The sequence below is a fragment of the Paenibacillus pasadenensis genome (assembly GCF_002864175.1).
In the GTDB taxonomy this organism is placed as follows: Bacteria; Bacillota; Bacilli; order Paenibacillales; family Paenibacillaceae; genus Paenibacillus_O; species Paenibacillus_O pasadenensis.
Genome location: NZ_NFEZ01000004.1, coordinates 1191432 through 1215730, shown reverse-complemented (window position 1 = coordinate 1215730; position 24299 = coordinate 1191432). Strand labels below are relative to the sequence as shown.

Here is a 24299-nt window from a genome sequence, read left to right as displayed (position 1 = left end):
GGATCAGTTGGCCTCCAGTATGGGATAAAGGTACAGATCGGTCGGGGATATCGTCAGCAGGCCCTCGTCGCCGGCTGCGAGCGGCCGATGATGCAGGAACGTCAGCGGCTGTCCGTCGGACGTGCGGGCCAGCACTCTCCAGCCCTTGCCCTCAAAGACGCTGTGCACGACATGCACGGGCAGACGGTTCCGCTCCCAGGCCGGCTCCAGCGAAGCCGCTGATTCAGCGGCCTCGCCCGAGGTGCAGACGACATGCGGCTGAAAATCCGCCGCATCCGGACGGAAGAGCAGCTGAGCGGGTCCTTCTGCGTTGGACGCAGCCAGCTGGCCGGGCCACACCCCGGCCAGCTTTGCCTCTCCGACCGATACGCCCCCGCCGATCCTGCCCATGACCTCCAGCCGATTGCCCGCTCCCAGCAGCTTGGCCGCCGATGCGGATGCCGGCCGGCGCCAGCATTCCTGAGGCGTGCCGATCTGGTCGATCGCGCCTTCGCGCATGATGACCAGACGGTCGGCCATGGAGAAGGCTTCTTCCGGATCGTGGGTCACATGGAAGACCGTCGTGCCCAGCTTTTTGAACAGATAGGCCATCTCCGTGCGCATCTCGACGCGCAGCTGCATGTCGAGGTTCGAGAGCGGCTCGTCGAGCAGCATCAGATCCGGCTTGGTCGCGAGCGCCCGCGCGATGGCGACGCGCTGCTGCTGGCCGCCGGACAGCTGCGGCGGCAGGCGCTGCTCCAGTCCTTCCAGCCTGAGCAGCGCAGCCAGCTCCGCCACGGAGGCCTTGATGCCGGCCTGGTCCTGCCTGCTCCGGCGCATGCCGTAGGCGATATTTTCGAACACCGTCATATGGGGCCACAAGGCATAATCCTGGAATACCATGTTGATGCCGCGCTTCTCCGGCGCCAGCATGGCCGACCGGGAGGCGGCCAGCTTGCCGCGCAGCAGGATCTCGCCGCGGTCCGGCTGCTGCAGGCCGGCGATCAGCTGCAGCAGCGTCGACTTGCCGCAGCCGGACGGACCGAGCACGCTGATGATCTCTCCAGCCTGCACGCTCAGATCGACGCTCCCCAGCACCTCCTGCTTGCCGTACGATTTGCCTACTTGCTTGATCTCCAGCATCGCTGTCATGAAGTCGTTCTCCTTGAACGTCGGCGCGTCCCCCGGGCCAGCAGGTCCACGCTCAGAATGATCAGGACGACCAGTCCGGCTCCCGTCAGCGTCGCCGCCGATGCGTAGCCGAACCGGAGGTCCTCGAAGGCTTTGTTGATGACGACCGGCAGTGTCATATAGTTGGGCGGATACAGCACGGAGGACAGCGCCAGGTCGAATACGCTGGAGCCGAACGCCGTCAGTCCGGCCGAGAGGAGAGCGCCCTTCACGAGCGGCGCCAGCACCGTCCGCAGCCGGGAGAAGAAGCCGGCCCCCTGCAGCTGCGCCGCGGCCAGCAGTCGTTCCGGCACCTGGGCCATCGCTCCCGCCATGATGCGGGTGATGACCGGGATGGCGCCGGCCACGCCGCCGAGCGCGAGAATCCACGGCGTGCCGTACAGAAGCAGCCCGATGTGCTGCAGCCAGGCCTGGTTCCAGATGAAGATATAGCCGATGCCGAGCACGATGCCCGGCACCGCCAGCGAGACGAGGGACATGACGTCGATCGTCTTCTTCAGCCTGAAGGAGGTATAGGTCAGGACATATGCCGTCAGGAAGCCGACGACAAGTCCGATTGCCGCCGCGGTCAGCGCAATTTCCAGGCTATGCGCCAGACCCTGCGCCAGGCGGCTGTCCCCCTGGAACAGAGCGCGGTAATGGTCCAGCGTGAACCCGCCGCCGGCGGAGTCGCCCTGCAGCGACATCAGCAGATTGGAGCCGAGCGGGATGCCGATGGCGATCGCCAGAAAGGCCGAGTTGGCCAGCGCCAGCAGCGAGCCGCCCCTTGCCGGACGGCGAGGCTTCGACTCCACCGCGCGCGAGGAGAGAAAGTCGAAGCGCGACTTGCGCATGGCATACAGCTGGACACTCATCGCGAGCGCGATCAGCAGCACGAGATAGAACGACAGCGCCCCTGCCATGTCGAAGCGGATCGGGGATGTGTACAGCGCGGAGTAGATGGAATAAGGCAGCGTCGGAAAGCGGAACACGGCTGCGATGGAGGCGGGCAGGCCGAAGTCGCCGACCGTGTCCATGAACACCAGCATCGCTCCCGAAGCGATGGCGGGCAGCAGCAGCGGCAGCTCCACGGTGCGCAGCACCGTCCATGGAGAGGCGCCCGACAGCCGCGCCGCGTCGCTCAGCCTCTCGACCCTCCACTGCAGCGCCGCCTTCACCGTCAGATAGGCCAGCGGGAACTTGCTCAGCGTCATGACGGCGATCAGCCCCGCTGGCTGGAACACCAGCGCGGACGCTCCGTCCCAGCCCAGCCGCTGGGCGGCGAGGCCGTCCGGAGCCGCGAACATGACCCATCCCTGCGCCAGAATGAAGGAAGGGGTGATCAGCAGCAGCCAGACCGAGATGTCCAGCAGCCTGGCCGTCGGAAAGGCCCAGCGGGAACGGGCAAAAGCCAGCGCTCCGCCGAGGAGCGTGGCCAGAACCGTCGTGCCCAGGCCGAGCAGGACCGAATTTTTGAGCGAGGCATACCATAGCGGCCGTCTGAAGATGTCGAGCAGCAAGGAAAGATCGCCGATCTTCAGGGTGCCGAAGAAAATGCCGGGAAAGAGCACCTGGATGACGACGGCGAGCAGCGGCAGCAGAATGAGGACGAACAGGACGGCCAGCATCAGCCAGCCCGTCCTGTTGCCTTGACTCGGCAGGAGCTTCATTCCGTCACTTCACCGCTTTGTCCGCGAACCATTGCTTGATCTCGCCTTCATGCTCGCCGGCCCAAGCCGCTTCAGCCAACACAAGCTTGGCATCTCCCGCGCGGTCGGCCTTGGCGTTCACGCCTTTGGCGGAAGGCTCGAAGTAGCTCTCCTCGCCCTTGTCGATCAGCGCCTGCTGCGTCTTGGGATCCAGCAGGAACTCGACAAACGCCTTGGCGGCTTCCAGATGCTTCGTCTCTTTCTGGATCGCGGCGACGCGCACCGACGCAGGGGCTCCTTCGGCAGGCCAGATGATATCGACCGGCTCGCCTTTGTTTTTCAGCGCGTAGGCGTTGCTTTCCTGAAGGGCGGCTGCCTTGATTTCCCCGCCGGTCAGCGCTTTGGCGACGTTCGGATTTTTCGGGTACACATGCATGCCGTTTTTGAACAGGCTGTCGAAATACCCTTTAGCGGCATCCATCCCTTGGCTCTGGAAGAAATAGGAGACGAACGGATAGGCCGGGGCGGCGACGGCAGGATCAGCCATGCCCAGCGCATTCTTGAACTTCGCATCGGCCAGATCGGCCCATGTCTTCGGAGCCGTGTCCTTCGTGAAGGCTTTCGTGTTGTAGGCGATGACGGCGGCAGCATGGGCGCCGGTCGGGTAATAGGTTCCGTTCGCCGGCACGAGTCCGCTGGCGAAGTCGGTCAGGTTGCCGATGTCCGCCGGCGTCCAGCCCTCCAGCAGTCGGCCGGTTTTGCCCAGTTGGTCGATCAACGGCATGGAATCCATCCAGACGACATCCCAGTGCGGATTGCCCTTCTCCGCTTCGATGCGGGAGGCCAGCTCGGCGCCGTTGCCGGATACGAGCTCCAGCTTGTAGCCGGTCGCCTGCTCGAACATCGGCTGGATGATTTCGTCGAAGTCGTTCAGGTAGACGACGAGCGGCTCGTCCGATTTGGACGGCGCCGTCGATGCCTCCGGAGCAGTAGATGCTTCCGTGCCGGCCGGAGCCTGTCCTTCTGCAGCGGGACCGGCTGCATTCTGGGACGCGTTCTGGGCTCCGCACGCGGATACGGCGAGGGAAAGCGACAGGGCGAGAAGGGCGGTAACGGTCTTGCGGCGGACCATAGCTGGCATATCGAAACCTCCTGATCAATGTCTTGATGCTACAAGCATAGAAGACCTGTGTCAGGGATCCGTCAACGTCAGGGTAAGGTTTTATTAAATAAATTCGATAAAATTGGATGGAATCATAGATTTATTCGATATCGAAATCGAAGTATTTCTTAGGAAACGGCTCCTTCTCCAACGTGTAATGCCACCATTCCTTGCTGTACGGCTTGAAGCCCGCCAGCTCCATCGCCCGCTTGAGCAGCGCGCGCCGCTCCGCCGGCGCCTTGCCGATCTCGGGGGTGCCGTGGCTCGAGATGTCCCCGAAGAAATCGAACGGCGAGCCCATGTCGGCCTCCTTGCCCGTCTTCCGCTCGAACAGCGTCAGATCGACCGTGCTTCCCCGCGAATGGCCGGAGCGCGAGGAGATATAGCCGAGCTTGAACGCCTTCGCCTTGTCCACCTCGGGGTAGAACTCCTCCTTCATCCGCTGGTCGGAGGCGTCCTTGGACCAGGCGACGAACTGCCGCACCGCCTTGGCCGGACGGTAGGCGTCGAAGATTTTCAGGCCGTAGCCCTTGGGCGCCAGGAAGTCATGGGCTTCCTTGAGCGCCTCGGCCGCCTGCTTCGTGAGGATCGCGTAGGGGGCATTGTAGCCGTCCAGCCGCGCTCCGACGAAGTTATAGTCCGTGAAATAGCGGATCTCGTATTGCGCCGTCGGAATGACTTCGTCCACATAGACGAAGCCGGACGGCAGCTTGCGCTTGCGTTCGGGCACGGGCTTCTTCTCCTCCTTGGGCGAGGCGGGCTTCGGCGACATCGCCGGAGCCGCCGAAGCGGCCGGCTCGGCCGGAGCCGGCGATGCGGCGGCGCTGGGCTCGGCGGCGGGGCTTGGCGATGCGGCGGCGCTTGGCGATGCGGCGACGCTTGGCGATGCGGCATTCGCGCTGCCGCCGGCCGCTTCAAGGCTGCCGCTGGCGGCACCTTGGCCGCCTGCGTCGCAGGCGCTCAGCAGCAGCGCGGCGGCGGCTGCAAGCATGGCGGCTTTTCGCGTTCGACTCATCGACTCTCTCCTCCTTCGCACTCGCTTCTACTCCTACGATTCTATCGGAGTCGGACGAAAAATCATACAAAACAAAACGCCCCGTACCGTCCCTCTCCGCCGATGCGCCTCCACCAGTGGTACATTTACCACATACGGGCTCCCTTTCCACCGATGCGACATCACCTCGTCTAGCCGCATGGACAGTGAGACGGACTCTGGATCCGCTCAAGGAGTTCTTTTACGCGAAAAAACCGTGCAGTAGACTCTCCGAGAGCGCGAGGCTAGGGATGTCACCCAATAATTGGGCCACAGCCTCCCCTGTTCGCTTCCATTCTGATCTCGGCAACCAACGCAGATATACAAAAATCCAAGGCGCCCAAGCGCCTTGGATTCATTCGTTCTTCTCATCTGCCGTTTTGCCGATTTAGACGCCGCTGCCGCCCGCGCACCGCAGCTCCTGACCTGGTGCGGGGGCTGTTCTGCCATCGAAGCTCTGCTTGCAAGGCCTGCCTGCGCTGCCCACGTCCTCCGGCCCGGCGGCGCCTCGCACCGTCTCGGCCATGCCGCCATTCGCCGCGGCCGTCCCGTCTTGGCGTCCTTGATCGGCGGCCTCCCTGCTTCGGCGCCCTTGCTCGGCGGCCGTTCCTTCTCTGCGCCCTTGCTCGGCGGCCCCTTCCCGGCGGCCTTGCTCGATCCATTTCACGGCGCGATCGACTTCTTTGGCGTCCGGTTCGCGGTAGCCTTCCAGCGAGTAGGGACGTCCGAGTTGCTGCCATTTGAACACGCCCATCCGGTGATAAGGCAGCACCTCCACCTTCTCGACCGTGCGCAGGCCGGAGATGAAGCGTCCAAGCTTCATCAGATCGGCGGCGTTGTCCGTCAGTCCCGGCACGAGCACGCGACGGATCCACATCGGGATGCCCATGCGCGACAAGTGGCAGGCGAACGTCAGGATTCGCTCGTTGGGCTGCGTCGTCAGCTTGCGGTGTCCTTCCGAATCCATGTATTTCAGATCGAGCAGCACCAGATCCGTCGCCTCGAGCAGCGCCTCCGCGTGATGCGGATCGCAGAAGCCAGAGGAGTCGAGTGCCGTGTGCAGCCCCCAGCGCCTCTTGCACTCGCGGAACAGCTCGGCGACAAACGGCGCCTGCAGCGTCGGCTCGCCGCCGGTGACCGTGATGCCGCCGCCGGAGCTTTTGTAATAGTCGACGTACGGTTCGATTTCGGCCAGCACCTCCTCGACCGTGCGCGGCTGTCCCGCGGCCGTATCCCAGCTGTCCGGGTTATGGCAATAGCGGCACTGCAAGGCACAGCCCTGCATGAACAGCACGAAGCGGATTCCCGGACCGTCGAGCGTTCCGAACGTTTCGAGAGAGTGGATTCTCCCGGTGTGCATGATGGTTCCCTCCCTCTACCGTTTCGCAGCTCTCGTCCGCCCTTTTCTTCTCTTACCAAGTACTACCTTCACATCCAAGGCACTCTCGACTCCCTGGGTCCAGCCAACCGGCTCTCTCCCCGCATCCAAGGCACTCTCGACTCCCTGCTTCCAGCTGACCGGCTCTCTCCTCGCATCCAAGGCACTCTCGGCTCCCTGCTTCCAGCTGACCGGCTCTTTCCTCGCATCCAAGGCACTCTCGGCTCCCTGCTTCCGGCCAACCGGCTCATTCAACTCTTGCGGGAGGGTGCGATTGAATCGGAGAGCATTCGGACTGCTAGCCGTCGGCGTTCAGAACATCAGCTTGCCGCTCTGCGACAGCCACGTAGGTGCTCCTCCGCGCAGCGGCTATCGGCTTGAATGTTTGAATGTCTTTTTCCTTTCGCGCAGCGGCCTTTAAGCTCCGGGGCTAAGCGGCATCCTCTTCAAGGGCCCGCCAGCGGAGCGAAGGGAAGGAGCCTGGAGAAGCGGACGCGTTCGCCTTTGAAGGCGGGAATCCACCTTTTTGGAAAAGAGGATCGGGGATTCCTGCGTTCAAGAGCGATCGGAGGGCCCTTCCCTTCGCGGAGCGGTTATCGGGCTCCGAGCTCCTCGTGACGGCTCAGCTCCATGCGCGCCCCGAGCTCCTCGCACCGGCTGCCATGCGCCCGCTCCAATTCGCTCCCACCTATCGCCAGCGCCGTCCCGTCACACCGAGCCGTGGAACGTCCGGTTGATCACGTCCAGCTGCTGCTCGCGCGTCAGCTTGATGAAGTTCACCGCATACCCCGACACGCGAATCGTCAGCTGCGGGTACTGCTCCGGATGCTCCATCGCGTCCATCAGCTGCTCGCGGTTGAACACGTTCACGTTCAGATGGTGCCCGCCCTTGGCGCTGTAGCCGTCGAGCAGCGAGACGAGGTTCCTCACGCGGACGTCGGCCTCCTTGCCGAGCGCCTTCGGCACGATCGAGAACGTGTTCGAGATGCCGTCGAGGCTGCTGTCGTACGGCAGCTTGGCGACCGAGTTCAGCGAGGCGAGCGCGCCCTTGCGGTCGCGGCCGTGCATCGGGTTCGCGCCGGGGGCGAAAGGCTCGCCGGCCTTGCGGCCGTCCGGCGTGCTGCCGGTCTTTTTGCCGTAGACGACGTTCGAGGTGATCGTCAGCACCGACTGCGTATGCACCGCGCCGCGGTACGTCTCATGCCGCTTCAGCTTGTTCATGAAGCGCTCCGTCAGCTCCACGGCGATGCGGTCGACGCGGTCGTCGTTGTTGCCGTACTGCGGGTAGTCGCCCTCGATCTCGAAGTCGACCGCCAGCCCGCGCTCGTCGCGGATCGGACGCACCTTGGCGTGCTTGATCGCGCTCAGCGAGTCGGCGACGACCGACAGGCCGGCGATGCCGCAAGCCATCGTGCGCACGAGGTCAGTGTCGTGCAGCGCCATCTCGATGCGCTCGTAGCTGTACTTGTCGTGCATGTAGTGGATGACGTTGAGCGTGTCGATGTACAGCCCCGCCAGCCAGTCGAGCATGCTGTCGTAGCGCTTCAGCACTTCCTTGTAATCAAGCACGTCCGCCGTGATCGGCGCGAACGCCGGTCCGACCTGCTCGCCGAGCTTCTCGTCGACGCCGCCGTTGATCGCATACAGCAGCGCCTTGGCCAGGTTCGCCCGCGCGCCGAAAAACTGCATCTGCTTGCCGATCCGCATCGCCGACACGCAGCACGCGATGCCGTAGTCGTCGCCGTACAGCGGACGCATCAGATCATCGTTCTCGTATTGGATCGAGCTCGTGTCGATCGACACCTTGGCGCAATACTCCTTGAAGCCCTGCGGCAGGCGCGCCGACCAGAGCACCGTCAGGTTCGGCTCCGGCGCGGGACCGAGATTGTACAGCGTGTGCAGGAAGCGGAAGCTGCTCTTCGTCACCCGCGAGCGTCCGTCCAGCCCCATGCCGCCGATCGATTCCGTTACCCATGTCGGGTCGCCGCTGAACAGCTCGTTGTAGTCCGGCGTGCGCAGGAACTTGACGAGCCGCAGCTTCATGACGAGGTGGTCGACCAGCTCCTGCGCCTGCGCCTCGTCGAGGCGCCCTTCCCTCAGATCCCTTTCCACATAGATGTCGAGGAAGCTGGAGATGCGCCCGATGCTCATCGCCGCGCCGTTCTGCTCCTTGATGGCCGCGAGGTAGGCGAAATACAGCCACTGCACCGCTTCCTTGGCCGTCGCGGCCGGCTCCGACAGGTCGAAGCCGTACGAGGCCGCCATCTGCTTCAGCTCGCCGAGCGCCCGGATCTGCTCGGACAGCTCCTCGCGCTGGCGGATGAGGCTCTCGCTCATCGGCGTGCCCTCGCGCTGCTTCAGCTCGGCCTTCTTGTCGGCGACAAGCCGGTCGATGCCGTACAGCGCCACGCGGCGGTAGTCGCCGATGATGCGGCCGCGGCCGTAGGCGTCCGGCAGGCCGGTGATGATGCCGGCCTTGCGCGCCAGGCGCATGTCGGCCGTGTAGGCGTCGAACACGCCCTGGTTATGCGTCTTGCGGATGTCGGTGAACGTCTTCACCATCGCCTCGTCCGCCTTGTAGCCGTAGGCCTCGCAGGCGTCGATCACCATGCGGATGCCGCCGAACGGCTGCACGGAGCGCTTCAGCGGCGCGTCCGTCTGCAGGCCGACGACCTGCTCCAGCGGCCGGTCGATGTAGCCGGGGCCGTGCGAGACGATCGTCGAGACGACGTCCGTGGAGATGTCGAGCACGCCGCCGCGCTCGCGCTCCTGCTTCATGAGCCGCAGCACCTCCTCCCACAGCGCGCGCGTCGCTTCCGTCGGCTCGGCGAGGAACGCCTCGTCGCCCTCGTACGGGGTCAGATTGGCGCCGATGAAGGCATTGACGTCGATGGCGCGCTGCCATTTGCCGGGACGGAAGCCTCTCCAGGCGTCCAGGCCTCCGATGGCTCGGATGTCCTTTTCATTGATGGCCATAGCTGTACTCCTCCTTCGCTTGGTCGCCGCGCCGCGACGATCGCTTGATCGCCGCAGCGCGGCCTCCCTCCTAGAACCGTCCGTAGAAAGCGCCCCGATAGACGTCGGCCAGCTCGGCGACGAGCGGCATGCGCGGGTTGGCGGTCGTGCACTGATCCTCGAAGGCGCGGTCGGCGAGCTCGTCGACGCGGGCCTCGAAGTCGCTCTCGTCAAAGCCGAGCGCCTGGAACGACTCCGGAATGCCGAGCGAGCGGTTCAGGCCGCGGATCGCCTCGATCAGGCTGGCGACGGCCTCCTCCGTCGTGCGGGCCGGCAGGCCGAGCAGGCGGGCGATGTCGGCGTAGCGCTTGTCGGCGACGAAGTGGTCGTATTTCGGGAACGAAGCGAACTTCGACGGCGCCGACGCGTTGTACTTGATGACATGCGGCATCAGGATCGCGTTCGTGCGGCCGTGGGCCGTATGGTACTGGCCGCCCCACTTGTGCGCCAGGCTGTGGTTGATGCCGAGGAAGGCGTTCGCGAACGCCATGCCGGCGATCGTCGAGGCGTTGTGCATTTTCTCGCGGGCACGCGGGTCTGCCTGATGGTACGACGCCTCCAGGTTCTCGAACACGAGCTGGATCGCCTTGAGCGCGAGACCGTCCGTGTAGTCGTTCGCCATGACCGAGACGTACGCTTCGATCGCATGCGTCAGCACGTCCATGCCAGTGTCGGCGACCGCTGTCTTCGGCAGCGTGTACACGTAGTCCGGGTCGACGATGGCGACGTCCGGCGTCAGCTCGTAGTCGGCGAGCGGGTACTTCGTGTTACCCTTGTTCTTGTCGGTGATGACGGCGAACGAGGTCACCTCCGAGCCGGTGCCCGACGTCGTCGGGATGGCGACGAACTGGGCCTTGCTGCCGAGGCGCGGGTACTTGTAGATGCGCTTGCGGATGTCCAGGAACTTCATTTTCAGCGAGTCGAAGCTCGTGTCCGGGTACTCGTAGAACAGCCACATCGCCTTGGCCGCGTCCATCGGGGAGCCGCCGCCGAGCGCGATGATGCAGTCCGGCTTGAACGCCGCCAGCATGCGCGTGCCGCGCTCGACCGTCTCGACCGACGGATCGGGCTCGACGTCGGAGAAGATCTCGATGGCGACCGGCAGCCGGCGCTTGCGCAGGTAGTACTCGACCTTCTCGACGTAGCCGAGCTTCACCATCGCCTCGTCGGTGATGATCGCCACGCGGGTGATGTCGGGCATTTTCTCCAGGTACTGGGTCGCGCCGCGCTCGAAGTAGATTTTCGGCGGGATCTTGAACCACTGCATGTTGTTCGTCCGGGTCGCCACGCGCTTGATGTTGATGAGGTTCACCGCCGATACGTTGTTCGTCGTCGAGTTGCTGCCGTAGGAGCCGCAGCCGAGCGTCAGCGACGGCAGGTTCGTGTTGTAGATGTCGCCGATCGCGCCGTGCGTCGAAGGGGAGTTGACGATGATGCGGCCGGTCTGCAGCCGCCCCGCGAACGCCGCGATGACCGCGTCGTCGTGCGAGTGCACGACCGAGGAGTGGCCCATGCCGCCGAAAGCGACGACCTGCGCGGCCCGCTCGATGCCGTCCTGCGCCGTCTTGACCTTGTAGCAGGCGAGCACGGGGCTCAGCTTCTCGGCCGACAGCGGGTATTTCTCGCCGACGCCTTCAAGCTCGGCGACGAGCACCTTCGTGGCGGCCGGAACGGAGATGCCGGCCATCTCGGCAATCTTGGCCGCGGACTGGCCGACGATGACGGCGTTGACCGCGCATTTGTCCGTCTGGATGACGAGCTTGGAGACGGCGGCCTTTTCCTCCTCGTTCAGGAAATAGCAGCCCTTCTCGCTCATGAGCCGCTTCGCCTCGGCATAGATCGGCTCGTCGAGGATGACCGCCTGCTCGGAGGCGCAGATCATGCCGTTGTCGAACGTCTTGGACAGGATCAGGTCGGTGACCGCCTGCTCCAGGTTCGCCGTGCGCTCGATGAAGCAAGGCACGTTGCCGGGACCGACGCCGAGCGCCGGCTTGCCGGTGCTGTACGCGGACTTGACCATCGCCGAGCCGCCGGTGGCGAGCACGAGCGCGATGTCCTTGTGGTTCATGAGCAGCTGCGTCGCTTCGACGGACGGATGCTCGATCCACTGGATGCAGTGCTCGGGAGCGCCGGCGGCAACGGCCGCCTGCAGCAGCGTGCGGGCCGCCTCCGAGCTGGAGCGCTGCGCCGACGGGTGGAACGCGAACACGATCGGGTTGCGGGTCTTGGCCGCGATCAGAGCCTTGAACATCGTCGTGGACGTCGGGTTGGTCACCGGCGTGATGCCGGCGATGACGCCGACGGGCTCGGCGACCTTGCGGTAGCTTTCGTGGACGTTCTCCTCGATGACGCCGACCGTTTTCTCGTTCTTGATGCTGTGGTAGATGTATTCCGTGGCGAAAATATTCTTGGTGATCTTGTCCTCGTAGACGCCGCGCCCGGTCTCCTCGACCGCAAGCTTGGCGAGCGGCATGTGCCGGTCGAGGCCGGCCAGCGCCATCGCCTGCACGATCCGGTCGACCTGCTCCTGGTCCAGCTTCATGTAGGCCGCCTGGGCTTTTTTGGCCCTTGCGGCCAGCCGGTTCACTTCATCCTGCGCGGAAACGACCTGCTGCTGGGCTTTTTCCTTCATCGCCATGACTCTCCTGCCTCCTGTCGGTCCTTTGCGGACCGTTTCTATGGATGCCGATCGCATGAGGAGCCGGCGGACCGCCGACCCCTCATGCCCCGGCGAGCCGGATCTGGATCAGATTCGGCTCGGATCTTCGTGGAGCTGTCTATGAGGTGCTGCCTGGATGAGCGTCTTGCTGGCGCTGGACTCGCGCCGGTTCAGTGCTTGGCGGCTTTCTTGGCGAACAGTCCGCGTCCGGCGCCGGCGTCCTCGCCGCCGCGCTCGTTCCACCACTTGCGCAGATGCGGCTTCAGCAGGCCGTCCAGTCCGAACCGTCCGGCGTTGGCGCCGGCGAAGAAGATGATCGTGCCGATCAGCAGCAGCCACGGGTTCGTGCTTACGGTGCCGGCGAAGAGGAAGAGGAAGTTGAGCATCATGCCGAAGAAGGCTGCCGTCAGCGTCAGTCCGCCGACGATGAGGCCAAGGCCGATCAGGAACTCGCCGACCGGGATGAGGAAGTTGATGATCTTCACGTTCGGCAGGGCGACATGCTCGATGAACCAGGTGTAGGTCGGGAACAGCACCTCCTGCGTCGCCCGATCGGCGACCGGCTTGGCGACCGCGTTCTGGAGGAAGCCTCCGGCATCGAAGCCGTCCCTCATCTTCTCCCACCCGTGCGTCATCCAATCCCAGCCTACATATACCCTCAGCAGCAGGATCGCTGCCCCTACCCATGCGTTTTCTCTGAAAAATTTGGCGACCATGACGGTCAACCCCTTTCGTGGATTAGACTTGCTTGCCTGGCTGTTTCTTCCTTGCTCCTTCATTATGCTTCTTGCCGGAAGGCTCGGATGTGCGGTTTGTCACGTTTGCCGTATTTTATTGTGAATATTTTCACTTAGTTCGGCGCGGCTAGGGTGTGTTTGCATCCTTCGAAGGAAGCAGATAGGGCCGAATTTTTGATCCCTGCGAGGAACGTAGGCGAAGGCGTACCGGGGGTACGTCGAGTCTGCGTGACGAAGCAGGGGGCAAAAAGGCGGTGATAGACGCTCCTGAGCGGGGTTGCAAACACGCCCTAGAAATCGTACCGGTTGGACCGGTCCTTCAGCTGCTGCACGAGCTCCTCTTCCTCCAGCATGCGGTTTTTGAGGATCGCATACGCTTGGAGCAGATGGGAGGTCAGCTTGCGGGCATCCTCCGGCTCCAGCGGCACGGCTGCCTGGCCGAGCCGTTCGTTGAAGCGCTCCAGGCACCGTTCGGCGAGCTCGTATTCATGGTCCATGAGCGCGAACAGATCGGGCTCCTCTCCCCAGTACCACGTCACATACGGCAGAAACTCCGTCTCCACCCAGCGGCTGTGCGCCTGCCAGTCCTCCTGCAGCTTCAGCACCTGGCTCGTCAGCTTGCGGAATTCCCGGCTCAGCCTCACCGGCTCTTCCGCCTGACGGACGGAGCAGGTCTGCCGGACGAGCGCCTGCAGCTCGGCGTGCAGCCGCTCCTGCTCCCGGGATGCCCGCTCGACTGCGATGTCGGGAGCGGGATGCGTCAGCGTCGAGAGCCTTTCCTCTTGCGGGGCCATGGTTCTCATCTCCATCAACCTCCTTGTTTCATGGCTTTAGTGTATCCTGCTTCTCACGGTATGTATGTGAAATAAATCACATTATAGAGAAAAGAAAGCCCGCCTCGCCCATCGGGCGGGGCGGAGCAGGGGCGGAGCAGGGGGCGTTGCCGCCGGGACGGGGCGCTCCCGCCGGGGCGAGGCGCTGCCGCTGGGCGGGGCGCGGGTGCTGGGCGGGGCGCTCCCGCCGGGACGGGGCGCTGCCGCCGGGACGGGGCGCGGGCACTGGGACGGGGCGCTGGCGTTGGGCGGGGCGCGGGTGCTGGGCGGGGCGACGCGTTCTCACTACGGAGGCATCCTCGGCGCTAACGATACTAGGAAACGCTATTCGGCGGTTTTGCAGGCTTTTTTTCCGCTAACGAAACGGAGGATCGCTATTTAGTTGGAAAGGCGGCTTTGGGAGCGGTTTGGACAGCAATAAGGCGTGTCCGTTTCGTTAGCCGGTTAAACCAGCACAAATCAGAACGAATAGAGCTCGTGAGTATCGCTAGCTTCGAGCAGAGGCATGTGATTGCTCCTGCACACCCGGTTTTTCCGCGCAGCTCCCCTCGTTCTTCCGTCTCCGCTACCCAGTTACTCGGTTTTTCCGCGCAACTCCGCTCGTTCGTCCGCCTCCATACCCGAGCTGCTCGGTTTTTCCGCGCAACTCCCCTCATTCGCCGCCTCCGCACCCGAGCTGCTCGGTTTTTCCGCGCAGCTCCCTCTCTGCATCAGCTAAGCCCAGCGCAGCTTCACGGCTGCTTCCGCTCCGCGGGCAGCGTCAGCTTCACCTCGGTGCCGAGGCCCGGGGCCGACCGCACCTCGAGCACGCCGCCGGCGGCGCGGGCCCGCTCCTCCATGCTGAACAGCCCGACGCCTCCGCCGCGCGGCTGCAGCGGCTCGAAGCCGGCGCCGTCGTCGCGGACGAGCGCCTCGAGCCGGCCCTCCTCCTCCTTCAGGGAGACGGAAGCCTCGGACACGCCCGCGTACTTGGCCAGATTGGTCAGCGCCTCCTGCACGACGCGGTAAAGCGCCGTCTCCGCGCCGAGCTCGGGCCGCCGGGACAGCGTCGAGACGAAGCGGACGCGGATGCCGTAATGACGCTCGAAGCTCTGGATGTAGGTGCGCAGCGCCGGCACGACGCCAAGATCGTCCAGCACGGACGGACGCAGCTCCCAGGCCATGCCGCGCACCTCCTCCATGAGCTGCGACACATCGGTCCGCAGCGACTCGAGTCGCGTATCGGCGCCCTCCAGCAGCATGCGGTCGAGCGAGATCTTGAGCGAGAACAGGCTTTGTCCGATCCCGTCATGCAGCTCGCGCGAGAAGCGCCGCCGCTCCTCCTCCTGGATCTGCATCATGCCCGCCATCGCCTGCTGCAGCTGGTCCTGCGTCTCCTTGAGCTCCGTCACCTCGTGGCGGATCGCCAGATACTGGTACGGCCGGCCCGACTCGTCGGCGAACGGTACGATGGTTGTATCGACCCAATACAGGCGGCCGTTTTTGGAGCGGTTGCGGATCTCGCCTTTCCATACCTGTCCGGAGGAGATGCGGCTCCATAGCTCGCGAAAAAAAGCCGGATCATGATGGCCCGACTTGACGATGCGATGCGTCTGGCCGATCAGCTCCTCGCGCGCGTAGCCCGAGATCGCGCAGAAGCGGTCGTTGACGTAGCGGATGCGCCCCGCCGCGTCGGTGACCGCCACGATCGAAGCCTCGTCGAGCGCGAACTTGACATTCGACAGCTGCCGCAGCGACTGGCGCAGCAGCTCCCGGAACCGCGGATCGTCCATCCGCGAGCCGATGCCCTCCAGCAGCAGCTCCACGTTCGCCCCGATCTCGCCGGGAGCAGGGGAGGACGCGGACGCTCCTGCCACTTCGGCAGCCTGCTCCAGCGCGGTCGAGGCCGCTTCCGCATGCTCCGCACATGCTCCTGCCGCTCCGGCGGCCTGCTCCGGCGCAGACGCTCCCGCTCCCTCCTCCGCCGCAGACGCTCCTGCCGCTCCGGACTCCGGACGCGGCTCGCCTTCCTTTTCCCGACCTGTCTCAGTCAAAATTCAACAGTCCCTTCTTGGCCGCGTATTTCACCAGGTCCGGCCTCGTGCGCAGGTCGAGCTTATCCATCAGGTTGCTCTTGTGGCTCTCGACCGTCTTGACGCTGATGAACAGCTGCTCGGCGATCTCCTTGTTGGAGTAGCCCTGCGCGACCTTGGCGAGAATCTCGCGCTCCCGGTCGGACAGCGACTCGAAGCTGCCGGCGAACTCGCCGCTGCGCGCCTTGTCGAGATAGTCGCTCATGAGCCGCTTCGTCGCCGCCGGGGACAGATATGCCTGGCCGTCCGCCACATGGCGCACCGCGCCGAGCAGCTCCTCGTAAGGAGCGCTCTTCAGCACATACCCCGACGCCCCCGAATGGATCGCGCGGAACAAATACTCCTCGTCGTCGTGCATCGTCAGAATGAGAACGGCGACATCCGGCAGCAGCTTCTTGAGCTCCGACGTCGCGCTCAAGCCGTCCTTGCCGTGCGGCATGCTGAGGTCCATCAGCACGACGTCCGGCCGCAGCTCCAGCGCCCTCGCGATCGCCTCGTCTCCGTCCGCCGCCTCGCCCGCCGCCTCCAGCCCGTCCCGGCCGTCCATCAGCTGGACGAGGCCGGACCGGACGACCGCATGATCGTCTACGACCAATACCCGTATCAAACGCCCGCCTCCTTGACCTTGCGCATTTTTTTCCAGTGTATCACAGCTGTCCGCTCCGCGGCTCGCCCGGCGGCGCCGCGATCCCTGACGCATGCGGCTCGCGGCCCCCGCCTCGATCCGATCCGAGATCCGATCCGAGATCGGGTTCAAGATCCGATCCGCGCCCGCGGACGGGGCGCTCCTCCAGCATCGCCTCCAGCCGTCTCGCTCCGGCATCCGCCGCGCTCCGGTCCGCAGCGGAAAACGCTTTCGGACCGCGGCAGCCGACGAGCAGCACGCCTCTCGGCCGGCCGGACGCCAGCAGCGGCACGGCATACGCCGAGCAGATGCCCTCCGCGATAAGCAGCGGATAGTCCTGCAGCTGCCGCCCGGCCCGCAGCTCCGCCGCCTGCAGCGTCATCGGCCGCCCGACCTTCAGCACCGTGCCCGCCAAGCCGCGGCCCGGCCGCTCCGCCATGATGCGGTAGCGCTCGCTCACCGCGCCGGACGCGACCCGCCAACGCAATCCGCCTCCAGCCAAGGCGAGCCCCGCGATCGCCAGGTCGCAGCCCAGCTCGCGCCGCAGCCGCTCCAGCTCCTCGCGGCCGCCCCTTTCCCCCTCCGTCATTGCCGTTCCCTCCTCTGGCGCATCCGCAGGCTGCGGCTCGATCCGCCTACCCCATGCGCCGATGACTTCCCTATGATCCAGTGTACGATGCCCGAGCGCGCAAGTAAGTCCGGGAGTTCCCTGATTCGATCCGGGAAAACTCCCCGAACTGCCCTTCGGATGTGATCAATCTCACCAACAAATAGGGGAATTCCTCCCCCTCGGTTCAGGCGGTTCCCTGATAACGGCAGCCGGCCGCATCCCGTATGATGGAATCAGAAAAGAAGCAAGGGAGCGAGCGGACATGGCGATGAGGCAGCCGGCGGCGGGATCCGCCTATGCGAAGGAAGCGGCAGAGGCTCAGCGGAGCGGATTTTCCGCCTTTTTCACGGCGGAGCAGTGGAGGAGCATCGAGGCGCTCATGACGGAGCGCCGCGTCGAAGAGGGCAGCTTCCTGTTCTGGGAAGGCGAGCCCGCCGACAAGCTTTATTTCATCCTTTCGGGCAAGGTGAAGCTGCGCAAGTCGACCGAGGACGGCAAGGAATTCATCCTGTCCATCCTTCAGGAAGGCGACCTGACGGGCGGCCCCGAGGCCGGGCGGCAGTCGGTGTACGGCTTCAGCGCCGAGGCCGCGCGGGAAGCGCGCATCGGCGTCATCGCCTGGAAGGAGCTCGAGGCGCTGCTGCTGAGCAGCGGAGAGCTCGCCGTGCGCTGGATGAACGGAATGGCGCTCCAGCAGCGCATCGCCGAGTCGAAGTTCCGCGACCTGCTGCTGTACGGCAAGCCGGGCGCGCTCGCCAGCACGCTGATCCGCCTGTCCAACAGCTACGGCCGGCTGCGGCCGAACGGCCTCGAGATCGGGCTGCGCCTGACCAACGCCGAGTTGGCCGAATTCATCGGCACGACGCGCGAGAGCGTCAACCGCATGCTCGCGTCGATGAAGGACGAGGGCATCGTCTCGGTCAAAGGCGGCCTCATCACGATCGCCGACCTGCCCGCCCTGCGGCGGCTGTGCGGCTGCCCGAGCTGCCCCGCTTGTCCCAAGGAAGTATGCCGCATCTGAAGCGCAGGCCCGGCTTCCCGCTCCGCGTCCGCGCGGCCAAACAGCCTCCGCCCCATCAGACGATGGAGCGGAGGCTGTTTCCCTGTGTCGATCAGCTCATTGCCGTGAGCAGCACGGCGATCGTATTGAACGCCCCGTGGATGATCATGCCGGGTATGACCGATCCCGTCCGCTCATAGGCCCATGCAAACACGATTCCGCTTACGAAATTGACAGGCATCGCATTCAGGGTCGGGTAATGGGCAAGCGTGAAGATCAAAGAGCTGACCGCGATCGCCCCCATCCTTCCCATGCGGGTCCTTAACCAGCGATACATGAATCCGCGATAGAAAATCTCTTCATACACCGGCGACACGATGCGAGAAGGAAGAGAACGGCCGCAGGTATTATTCGGAGGAGGATCTGTTCACGCTCGAAAAGATCACCTTGCTCAAATCCCTCTGTCGAAGCAATGGATCGATTATTTCAACGATGACGAAAGCTCCTTCCTGCAGGCCGCCCTTCCGAGCCTCAACCGCGGCGACAAGACTTCTCAACACTATGTTTCCTTGCTGCGCCGGATCGAATGGTGCGTGCGGCAATCCATTCCGCCGGAATCGGAAGAAGGCCTCCGCATCGCGAGCGAGCTGATGAAGCTGTCGCTCGAGACCTTCCAAGGGGACGAACAATTGATGAGCAAGTTCTGGGAGGTAAGGAAGCTGCCTGCCGAGCAGTCGGGCCTCTATCCCGTATCCAATGAAGTGCTGGAGTTTGTGGAAAAAAGCCTGGCTTACGCATCCGAAAAAGACGGGGATTAGGAAGCAAAAAAAACAAGCTGACGCCGGTCGATGACCGGCATCAGCTTGTTTTTTTGCAGCTTCGTTCCGTATAAAGGCGAAAGCGGGGGAGGCGGGGGCCGAAGCCCCCGTCATCCTCCCGGACGGCGCAGCAGCGAGCTGACGGTGTCCAGCCGGAAGCGCGCCGCCAGCTCCGGCAGCGCGCGCTCGAGCGCCTCCACCGTCTGGCTGCGGTCGCCGCCCGCGTCATGCATGAGCACGACGTCTCCCGGCCTGGCGCGGGAGAGCCGCTCCGTCAGCGCATCGGCTCCCGGCAACCGCCAGTCCTCGGTGTCGACCGACCAGAGGCAAAAGCCGAATCCGAGCTCTCCGGCCAGCTCGAGCAAGCGGTCGTCATAGGTGCCGTAAGGGCTGCGGAACAGGACGGGAGCGCGCCCGGACAGCCGCTCCAGCAGCTGCTGGGCTTGTCCGATCTCGCGCCGCGCCGTTTCCTCCGGCTCGGCCGTCAAGTCGGGATGCAGCCACGTATGATTGCCGATCTCATGTCCTTCGGCCGCGATGCGCGCCGCCAGCTCCGGCTGCTCCGCCGCCCGCATGCCGAGCAGGAAAAACGTCGCCTTGGCACCGTAACGGGCGAGCAGCTCCAGCACCCGCGGGGTGAACTCCGGGTCCGGTCCGTCGTCGAACGTCAGGGCAATGCCCTCCGCTCCTTCGCCCAGGCTTTCAATGATCCTTGCCGCTTCTCGATCCATGCCCTCCCGCCTTTCTCCTTTGCGCTTGCCTTCATTATAGAGCGGATTCCGGCGGCGGGCCTAGATCAATATTGCATCAGCAAGGATACGTTTTGCCAGCCCGCTCCGACGGTCCAGAACACCAGGTAGTCGCCGCGCTCGATGCGCCCGGCCTTGATGGCGTCATGCAGCGCCAGAATCGGGCTGTTGCTCGCCGTGTAGCCGTACTTGTCGCCGACAAAATGGATTTTGGACTCGTCGAGTCCGAGGCGCTCCGCCACGAGCCGGTTGTTGCCGATCGAGAACTGGGAGAACAGATAAGCGCCGACCTGCGAAGGCTGGACGCCGCTGCGCTCCATCAGCTCGCGCAGCGAGTCGACCGCCGAGTCGACGCAGACCGAATCGTCGAACGGCGTGAACTGGACCTGGATGTCCGCCGCCGAAACGCCTTCGCCGTAAATGCGGGACAAGCCCGTGCCCGGGAAGAGGGAGTTGTCGATGACATGCGTGTCGGTCTGGTAGACCGAGTCGATGAAGCCGCCTTCCCCTTCTTCCGCTACGAGCAGCACGGCTGCGGCCGAATCGGCGAAGGTGGAATGGTAGACCGGATTGTCCGGGCTATGGACGGAGAAGTGGTCCGCTCCGACGACCAGCGCCTTGCGGATGCGGACATCGCCCTGCATCAAGCGGCTCGCCTGCTCGATCGCGACGAGCATGCCGGCGCAGTTGGCGTTCACGTCGAAGCATCTCGTCTGCTTGCCTCCGCCCAGCGCATGATGCAGCTTGAGCGCCATGCTCGGCAGCAGATATTCCGGAGTCTGGGACGCGAACAGGATCAGGTCGAGCTCCGAGCCCTGCTGTCCGGTCGCTTCCAGCACCTTGCGGGAAGCCTCGACCGACATCGTGTACGTATTTTCATCCGCATTGTCGATGACGAAACGCTTCTCCCGGCCGAGCGCCTTCAGCAGCCCGGATACCGGCACGCCGGCAGCGGAGAAGCGATCGATGTAATAGTCGTTGCCGACCTCCAGCTCAGGATGATAGATCTCGATGCCACGAATGCGAACCGCTGTCATGGAACTTCCCCCTCGGAATCTTCTTATTTTTCGATGATCTCGCAGTTTTCCAGGCCGACCGTGCGGGCGACGCGTCCGAGCTGCATTTTCAGGATCGGGTTGCGGGCGAGCGTCAGCACGACCTTCTTGAAGCCGTCCTGCTTGTACATCTGGAAGCAGCCTTCCAGAATCGGCAGCGCCGACGGCGAAGAGACGTTCAGCTCCGTGCAGTCGATATGGATCTCGTACTCCGGCACGGCGATCGTGGCGATCTCTTTTTGATAGGCTTGTACGGACGCCATGCCCTCCTCCGGCGTGAACGTGCCCTCTACTACGGCATGGAATACCTGGTTTGTGCGATCTACGTTGATGTTGAAGCTGCCCATCATGATTCCTCCTCGTGTTGGTTGAAAATAAAGCGGGAAGACGCTCAGCTGCTGACAAGCGCCTTGAGCCGATCGAGAATCGGAGCCGGCTCGCTGCCGTCCGTGACGACCTCGATGACGCAGGGACCGTCGAGTCCGTCCACGAAGGAGCGGACCTCGTCCATCTGCTCCAGCTGCCGGACGGTCATCGAGCGGACGCCGGCCGCCTCCATCATCGCGGCGATCGAGATCCGCTCCTGCTTGTAGTCCGGCAGCGTGCGCTTGAACAGGAACTGCTGTCCTCTCTCGACATAGCTTAACATGGCGTTGTTGATGATGACATAGATGATTTTATAGCCATATTCCTTGGCCGTGAGAATGTCCATCCCGTTCATGAAGAAGCAGCCGTCGCCGGCCAGCACCGCGATCGGCCGCTCCGGCTCGGCCACGGCCAAGCCTGCCGCTCCGGCGATCGCAGAGCCCATCGCTCCGTAGTCGAGGTTGATCTCGAAGTCGCCGGCGGCCGGAACGGTCAGGTACTTCAGCGCGAAGTTGGTGAACTCGCCGATGTCGCAGGCATAGCGGGTGTCGGCTGGCAGCGCTTCGCCGAGCTCCTCCAGGAACAGCCGCAGCGACAGTCCCGTATGATCGCGCACGTACGGATCGTTGATCGGACGCTCCGCGGCATAGGGCTCGCGGGCCGATCCGGCCTGCTCGAGCAGATGCGGCAGCACGTCGCCCAGATCGGCCTCGATCGGGATGTCGGTCGGGAACACCTTGCCGAGCTCGGACGAGTCGCGGTCGACATGGATGACCTTGCGGCCCTTCACGAGCACCTCGTTGAAGTTGCAGGTCGACGCCTCGCCGAGGCTCGTGCCGAGCACGAGCAGGCATTCCGGCTCGCTGCCGTTCACATAGCGGAAGGCTGCGTCCGAGCTCGAAAAGCCATAATTGCCGAGATAGAGCGGATGATCCGAGGCGACGGCTCCCTTGCCCGCAGGCGTCGTGATGATCGGCCAGCCGAGCCGCTCGGCCAGGCGCTCGATGTCGGCGCCGAAGCCTCTGCCGCCGCGGCCGACGAAGATGAGCCCCCGGCTGGCCGCCTGCAGCGCCGCGGCCGCCTGCTGCAGCAGCTGCGGATCAGGCCGCCTGCGCTCCGGCAGCGGAGCGAGCGCCGGCGGCTGCGGGAGCGGACCGTTGAACGCCGCGCGCTGGATGTCGATCGGGATCGACAGGTACACCGGTCCGCAGGGCGGCGTCAAGGCCGCCCGCACGGCGCGATCGAGCTCCGTCAGCACATCCTCCTCGCGCAGCACGGTCGCGCTGTATTTGGTCACGACCTTGACCATCTGCTCGCCGTCCAGCTCCTGGATCGCTCCCTTGCCCATCTGCCAGCGGTTGACCGCGCCGGCGATGACGAGCATCGGAGCTTTGGCTCGCTTGGCGTCGGCGATGCCGTTCATCATGTTGCTGACGCCGACCGCGCCCGCCCCCGCGCATACGGAGAGCCGGCCGGTCGTGCTGGAGAAGCGGGCCGCCATATAGGCCGATCCCGCCTCGTTTTTCGTGATGACCGGCTTGATGCCGACATCGATGAGCGAGTCGTAGATCGGTCCGATGATGCCTGCGGGAATGCCGAACAGATGCTCGACGCCCTGGTCCTTCAAATAACGAAGCATGGCTTCTGCGACGATCATGGAATCCACTCCTTGGTTGATCTAGATCGATCTCTGTCTCTATCTCTGTCTTCAGCTCTTTATCTGTCCCCCAGCAGCGCCGCGAGCTCTTCGGCCGCAGCCGCCTCCTCGTCCGTGAACGTGTGCAGCTCGCCGATGGAAGCGGCGATCAGCAGCCCTTCGACCTCGTCGCCGCGCCGTACCGGGGCGATCATCAGGCTGTCGATGCCGAACAGGAAAAACTCCTCCTGCGAGCGCGGATCGTTGGCTACATCGTCCAGCCGCACGACTTCCGGACGCTCCAATAGCGCCGTCAGCAGCGAATCGTTGCGGATGTACACCGGGTTGTCGGCGTGCACCTGCTTCCAGCGCTCCATGCCGAGCCGATCCGTCTCGGTCTTGAGCAGCGGGATCAGCTTGCCGTCCGCGATCCGATGGCAGGCGATGTCCTTCACTCCGGTCGCGGCCCTCAGCCGGTCCATCACGTCGGCGATCAGCGAAAGATCCTCCGTCATCGAGCCTCTCCCGCCTCTTCCAGAACCGCCAGCTCCTGCAGGCGCGCGGCCTGCTCGCGCAGCTGGCGCGCATGATTCAGCGTCTGCTGGATGGATTGCAGCTGGTCGTCCACGCACAAGGCGATCTCCTTGGAGCTGGCCATCGACACCTCGGTGCTGTCCGACGTCTGGCGCACGGAGACGAGAATCTCCGACGTGCCTGCGTTCACCTGCTCCGTCACGCTGGAAATCTCCTGCACCTTCTCCGAAACCCGCGCCGTCATCTGCACGATGTGGTGGAACGCTTGGCCGGCTTCGCCGACATGCTCCACGCCGGAGCGCAGCTCGCCTCCGAAGCGGTTCATCGCTTCCGCCGACTGCTTGGAATTGCTGCGGATGTCCGCCGCCGTCTTGCCGATGTCGCGGGCCGACGCCGCGGACTGCTCGGCCAGCTTGCGGATCTCGTCGGCGACGACCGAGAAGCCTCGTCCGTACTCTCCGGCATGAGCCGCCTCGATCGCCGCGTTGAGGCTCAGCAGATTGATCTGGCTGGAAATCTGGCCTACGATGAGCGCGATCTGCTCGATCTCCTCGTTCAGCCGGTTCATGCGGGTCATCGACTCGATCTGCAGCTCGGCATAACGGGATACCCGCTCCATCTGCTCCACCGCGCGGTCGATCGTGCCGAGGCCGACTTCCGCCCTGCCCGTCACGTCCGCCGTCTCCTGAGCCAGCGCATAGGAAGAGTCGGCGATATGGCTCATCCCGAGCGACACCTCCTCGAGCATCGCGCGGTTGGACAACGCTCCGGCGGCGATCGACTCGCTGCCCTGCGACACCTGCTCGATCGAGAGCGCGATGCCCTCCGCCATTTCAATCGTGAATTCCGCTTCCTTCACCAGCTTGGAGGACGTCGCCGCCATCTCCTCGGACAAGCCGCGGATGCCCTCCAGCGCCGCGCGCTCCCGGGCCGAAGCCTCGTCTTGCCGATGAGGCGGCAGCCCCGCTCCCGGCCGCTCCTGCTCCCGGCCGTTCTTCTCCTCGCGGCTTATGCCGCTGCGCCAGCGCTCCGGAAGGACCTTCAGCCAGCGCGGCCATGTTGCTTTCGTTTTCAACGATTTCTCCTCCATCTTCGCGACTAAACTGGATGCTTCGCGTTTCACAAGACTCCGTGCCCACCTCCTCGAGAATGCCGCATGTCATGTTATATCGGATCAAGTGACATTAAATTTCATCTTTCGGAGCGCCTGCGACGGCAA

Annotated in this window: 19 protein-coding genes and 2 pseudogenes; 2 read left to right on the top strand and 19 right to left on the bottom strand. The window is 64.4% G+C overall.

Annotated elements, in window-relative coordinates; genetic code table 11:
- Positions 1-3: 3 nt before the first annotated feature.
- From B8V81_RS14875 to B8V81_RS14815, 12 genes and pseudogenes are all read right to left on the bottom strand, one after another.
- The gene (locus tag B8V81_RS14875) at positions 4-1131 is read right to left on the bottom strand and encodes an ABC transporter ATP-binding protein (protein ID WP_101808636.1); all 1128 of its coding nucleotides are present in this window, start codon (positions 1129-1131) and stop codon (positions 4-6) included.
- Complete coding sequence (locus tag B8V81_RS14870) at positions 1128-2819, bottom strand: ABC transporter permease (RefSeq protein ID WP_101808635.1); 1692 nt, start codon at positions 2817-2819, stop codon at positions 1128-1130. Before B8V81_RS14870 ends, B8V81_RS14875 begins: the two co-directional genes overlap by 4 nt.
- A 4-nt stretch (positions 2820-2823) precedes the next feature.
- Positions 2824-3939 carry an extracellular solute-binding protein gene (locus B8V81_RS14865; protein ID WP_228551296.1) on the bottom strand — a complete coding sequence of 372 codons (1116 nt, stop codon included), beginning with the start codon at positions 3937-3939 and terminating at the stop codon, positions 2824-2826.
- Between the two features lie 121 nt (positions 3940-4060).
- Positions 4061-4975 carry a M15 family metallopeptidase gene (locus B8V81_RS14860; RefSeq protein WP_219623322.1) on the bottom strand — a complete coding sequence of 305 codons (915 nt, stop codon included), beginning with the start codon at positions 4973-4975 and terminating at the stop codon, positions 4061-4063.
- A 655-nt stretch (positions 4976-5630) separates the two neighbouring features.
- Positions 5631-6353 (bottom strand): annotated as a pseudogene (pflA, locus tag B8V81_RS14855) (pyruvate formate-lyase-activating protein); the annotation flags it as partial.
- A gap of 726 nt (positions 6354-7079) precedes the next feature.
- A complete protein-coding gene (pflB, locus tag B8V81_RS14845) occupies positions 7080-9347 on the bottom strand; it encodes a formate C-acetyltransferase (protein WP_101808633.1) in 2268 nt (755 codons plus the stop codon).
- Between the two features lie 70 nt (positions 9348-9417).
- On the bottom strand, positions 9418-12024 hold the full coding sequence (gene adhE / locus B8V81_RS14840; RefSeq protein WP_101808632.1) for a bifunctional acetaldehyde-CoA/alcohol dehydrogenase: 2607 nt from the start codon (positions 12022-12024) through the stop codon (positions 9418-9420).
- Between the two features lie 191 nt (positions 12025-12215).
- Positions 12216-12761, bottom strand: coding sequence for a DoxX family protein (locus B8V81_RS14835; RefSeq protein ID WP_028600365.1), 546 nt, complete (start codon positions 12759-12761; stop codon positions 12216-12218).
- A gap of 311 nt (positions 12762-13072) precedes the next feature.
- Positions 13073-13585, bottom strand: a complete 513-nt coding sequence (locus tag B8V81_RS14830) for a hypothetical protein (protein ID WP_127464484.1) — start codon at positions 13583-13585, stop codon at positions 13073-13075.
- A 761-nt stretch (positions 13586-14346) separates the two neighbouring features.
- The gene (locus tag B8V81_RS14825; protein WP_084137553.1) at positions 14347-15387 is read right to left on the bottom strand and encodes a PAS domain-containing sensor histidine kinase; all 1041 of its coding nucleotides are present in this window, start codon (positions 15385-15387) and stop codon (positions 14347-14349) included.
- Between the two features lie 253 nt (positions 15388-15640).
- Positions 15641-16294 carry a response regulator gene (locus B8V81_RS14820; RefSeq protein ID WP_028600362.1) on the bottom strand — a complete coding sequence of 218 codons (654 nt, stop codon included), beginning with the start codon at positions 16292-16294 and terminating at the stop codon, positions 15641-15643.
- A gap of 40 nt (positions 16295-16334) precedes the next feature.
- A complete protein-coding gene (locus B8V81_RS14815; RefSeq protein ID WP_052333565.1) occupies positions 16335-16901 on the bottom strand; it encodes a GAF domain-containing protein in 567 nt (188 codons plus the stop codon).
- Positions 16902-17184: 283 nt separating this feature from the next.
- On the opposite strand from B8V81_RS14815, the gene B8V81_RS14810 reads away from it, so the two are divergent.
- Positions 17185-17943, top strand: coding sequence for a Crp/Fnr family transcriptional regulator (locus tag B8V81_RS14810; RefSeq protein ID WP_052333564.1), 759 nt, complete (start codon positions 17185-17187; stop codon positions 17941-17943).
- 91 nt (positions 17944-18034) lie between these two features.
- Here the strand turns inward: B8V81_RS14810 and B8V81_RS14805 are convergent.
- A pseudogene (locus tag B8V81_RS14805) lies at positions 18035-18301 on the bottom strand (CPBP family intramembrane glutamic endopeptidase); the annotation flags it as partial.
- Between B8V81_RS14805 and B8V81_RS14800 the strand changes: the two are divergent.
- The gene (locus tag B8V81_RS14800; RefSeq protein ID WP_342352568.1) at positions 18300-18740 is read left to right on the top strand and encodes a hypothetical protein; all 441 of its coding nucleotides are present in this window, start codon (positions 18300-18302) and stop codon (positions 18738-18740) included. The pseudogene B8V81_RS14805 and the gene B8V81_RS14800 sit on opposite strands and share 2 nt — an antisense overlap.
- Before the next feature lie 110 nt (positions 18741-18850).
- On the opposite strand, the gene B8V81_RS14795 is transcribed toward B8V81_RS14800, so the two are convergent.
- From B8V81_RS14795 to B8V81_RS14770, 6 genes are all read right to left on the bottom strand, one after another.
- Positions 18851-19471: a polysaccharide deacetylase family protein gene (locus tag B8V81_RS14795; RefSeq protein WP_052333563.1), complete on the bottom strand. Its 621-nt coding sequence runs from the start codon at positions 19469-19471 to the stop codon at positions 18851-18853.
- A 65-nt stretch (positions 19472-19536) separates the two neighbouring features.
- Positions 19537-20526, bottom strand: a complete 990-nt coding sequence (locus B8V81_RS14790; RefSeq protein ID WP_101808630.1) for a ketoacyl-ACP synthase III — start codon at positions 20524-20526, stop codon at positions 19537-19539.
- A gap of 23 nt (positions 20527-20549) precedes the next feature.
- Positions 20550-20894 (bottom strand): hypothetical protein, encoded by a 345-nt coding sequence (locus tag B8V81_RS14785; protein WP_228551292.1) that lies wholly within the window; start codon positions 20892-20894, stop codon positions 20550-20552.
- 41 nt (positions 20895-20935) lie between these two features.
- Positions 20936-22567: a thiamine pyrophosphate-binding protein gene (locus B8V81_RS14780; protein ID WP_028600355.1), complete on the bottom strand. Its 1632-nt coding sequence runs from the start codon at positions 22565-22567 to the stop codon at positions 20936-20938.
- Positions 22568-22626: 59 nt separating this feature from the next.
- Complete coding sequence (locus tag B8V81_RS14775; RefSeq protein ID WP_028600354.1) at positions 22627-23061, bottom strand: GAF domain-containing protein; 435 nt, start codon at positions 23059-23061, stop codon at positions 22627-22629.
- Entirely contained in the window at positions 23058-24155 is a 1098-nt protein-coding gene (locus tag B8V81_RS14770) for a methyl-accepting chemotaxis protein (RefSeq protein WP_101808629.1), read from the bottom strand. Before B8V81_RS14770 ends, B8V81_RS14775 begins: the two co-directional genes overlap by 4 nt.
- Positions 24156-24299: the final 144 nt, after the last annotated feature.

What these genes read in the sequence shown, in the direction of transcription:
- B8V81_RS14835 (WP_028600365.1), bottom strand. Translation starts at nt 12,761, where the DNA reads ATGGTCGCCAAATTTTTCAGAGAAAACGCATGGGTAGGGGCAGCGATC.
- B8V81_RS14775 (WP_028600354.1), bottom strand. Translation starts at nt 23,061, where the DNA reads ATGACGGAGGATCTTTCGCTGATCGCCGACGTGATGGACCGGCTGAGG.
- B8V81_RS14875 (WP_101808636.1), bottom strand. Translation starts at nt 1,131, where the DNA reads ATGACAGCGATGCTGGAGATCAAGCAAGTAGGCAAATCGTACGGCAAG.
- B8V81_RS14825 (WP_084137553.1), bottom strand. Translation starts at nt 15,387, where the DNA reads ATGGACGATCCGCGGTTCCGGGAGCTGCTGCGCCAGTCGCTGCGGCAG.
- B8V81_RS14865 (WP_228551296.1), bottom strand. Translation starts at nt 3,939, where the DNA reads ATGCCAGCTATGGTCCGCCGCAAGACCGTTACCGCCCTTCTCGCCCTG.
- B8V81_RS14790 (WP_101808630.1), bottom strand. Translation starts at nt 20,526, where the DNA reads ATGACAGCGGTTCGCATTCGTGGCATCGAGATCTATCATCCTGAGCTG.
- B8V81_RS14815 (WP_052333565.1), bottom strand. Translation starts at nt 16,901, where the DNA reads ATGACGGAGGGGGAAAGGGGCGGCCGCGAGGAGCTGGAGCGGCTGCGG.
- B8V81_RS14870 (WP_101808635.1), bottom strand. Translation starts at nt 2,819, where the DNA reads ATGAAGCTCCTGCCGAGTCAAGGCAACAGGACGGGCTGGCTGATGCTG.
- pflB (WP_101808633.1), bottom strand. Translation starts at nt 9,347, where the DNA reads ATGGCCATCAATGAAAAGGACATCCGAGCCATCGGAGGCCTGGACGCC.
- B8V81_RS14780 (WP_028600355.1), bottom strand. Translation starts at nt 22,567, where the DNA reads ATGATCGTCGCAGAAGCCATGCTTCGTTATTTGAAGGACCAGGGCGTC.
- B8V81_RS14830 (WP_127464484.1), bottom strand. Translation starts at nt 13,585, where the DNA reads ATGAGAACCATGGCCCCGCAAGAGGAAAGGCTCTCGACGCTGACGCAT.
- B8V81_RS14860 (WP_219623322.1), bottom strand. Translation starts at nt 4,975, where the DNA reads ATGAGTCGAACGCGAAAAGCCGCCATGCTTGCAGCCGCCGCCGCGCTG.
- B8V81_RS14785 (WP_228551292.1), bottom strand. Translation starts at nt 20,894, where the DNA reads ATGATGGGCAGCTTCAACATCAACGTAGATCGCACAAACCAGGTATTC.
- B8V81_RS14795 (WP_052333563.1), bottom strand. Translation starts at nt 19,471, where the DNA reads ATGGATCGAGAAGCGGCAAGGATCATTGAAAGCCTGGGCGAAGGAGCG.
- adhE (WP_101808632.1), bottom strand. Translation starts at nt 12,024, where the DNA reads ATGGCGATGAAGGAAAAAGCCCAGCAGCAGGTCGTTTCCGCGCAGGAT.
- B8V81_RS14800 (WP_342352568.1), top strand. Translation starts at nt 18,300, where the DNA reads ATGCGAGAAGGAAGAGAACGGCCGCAGGTATTATTCGGAGGAGGATCT.
- B8V81_RS14810 (WP_052333564.1), top strand. Translation starts at nt 17,185, where the DNA reads ATGGCGATGAGGCAGCCGGCGGCGGGATCCGCCTATGCGAAGGAAGCG.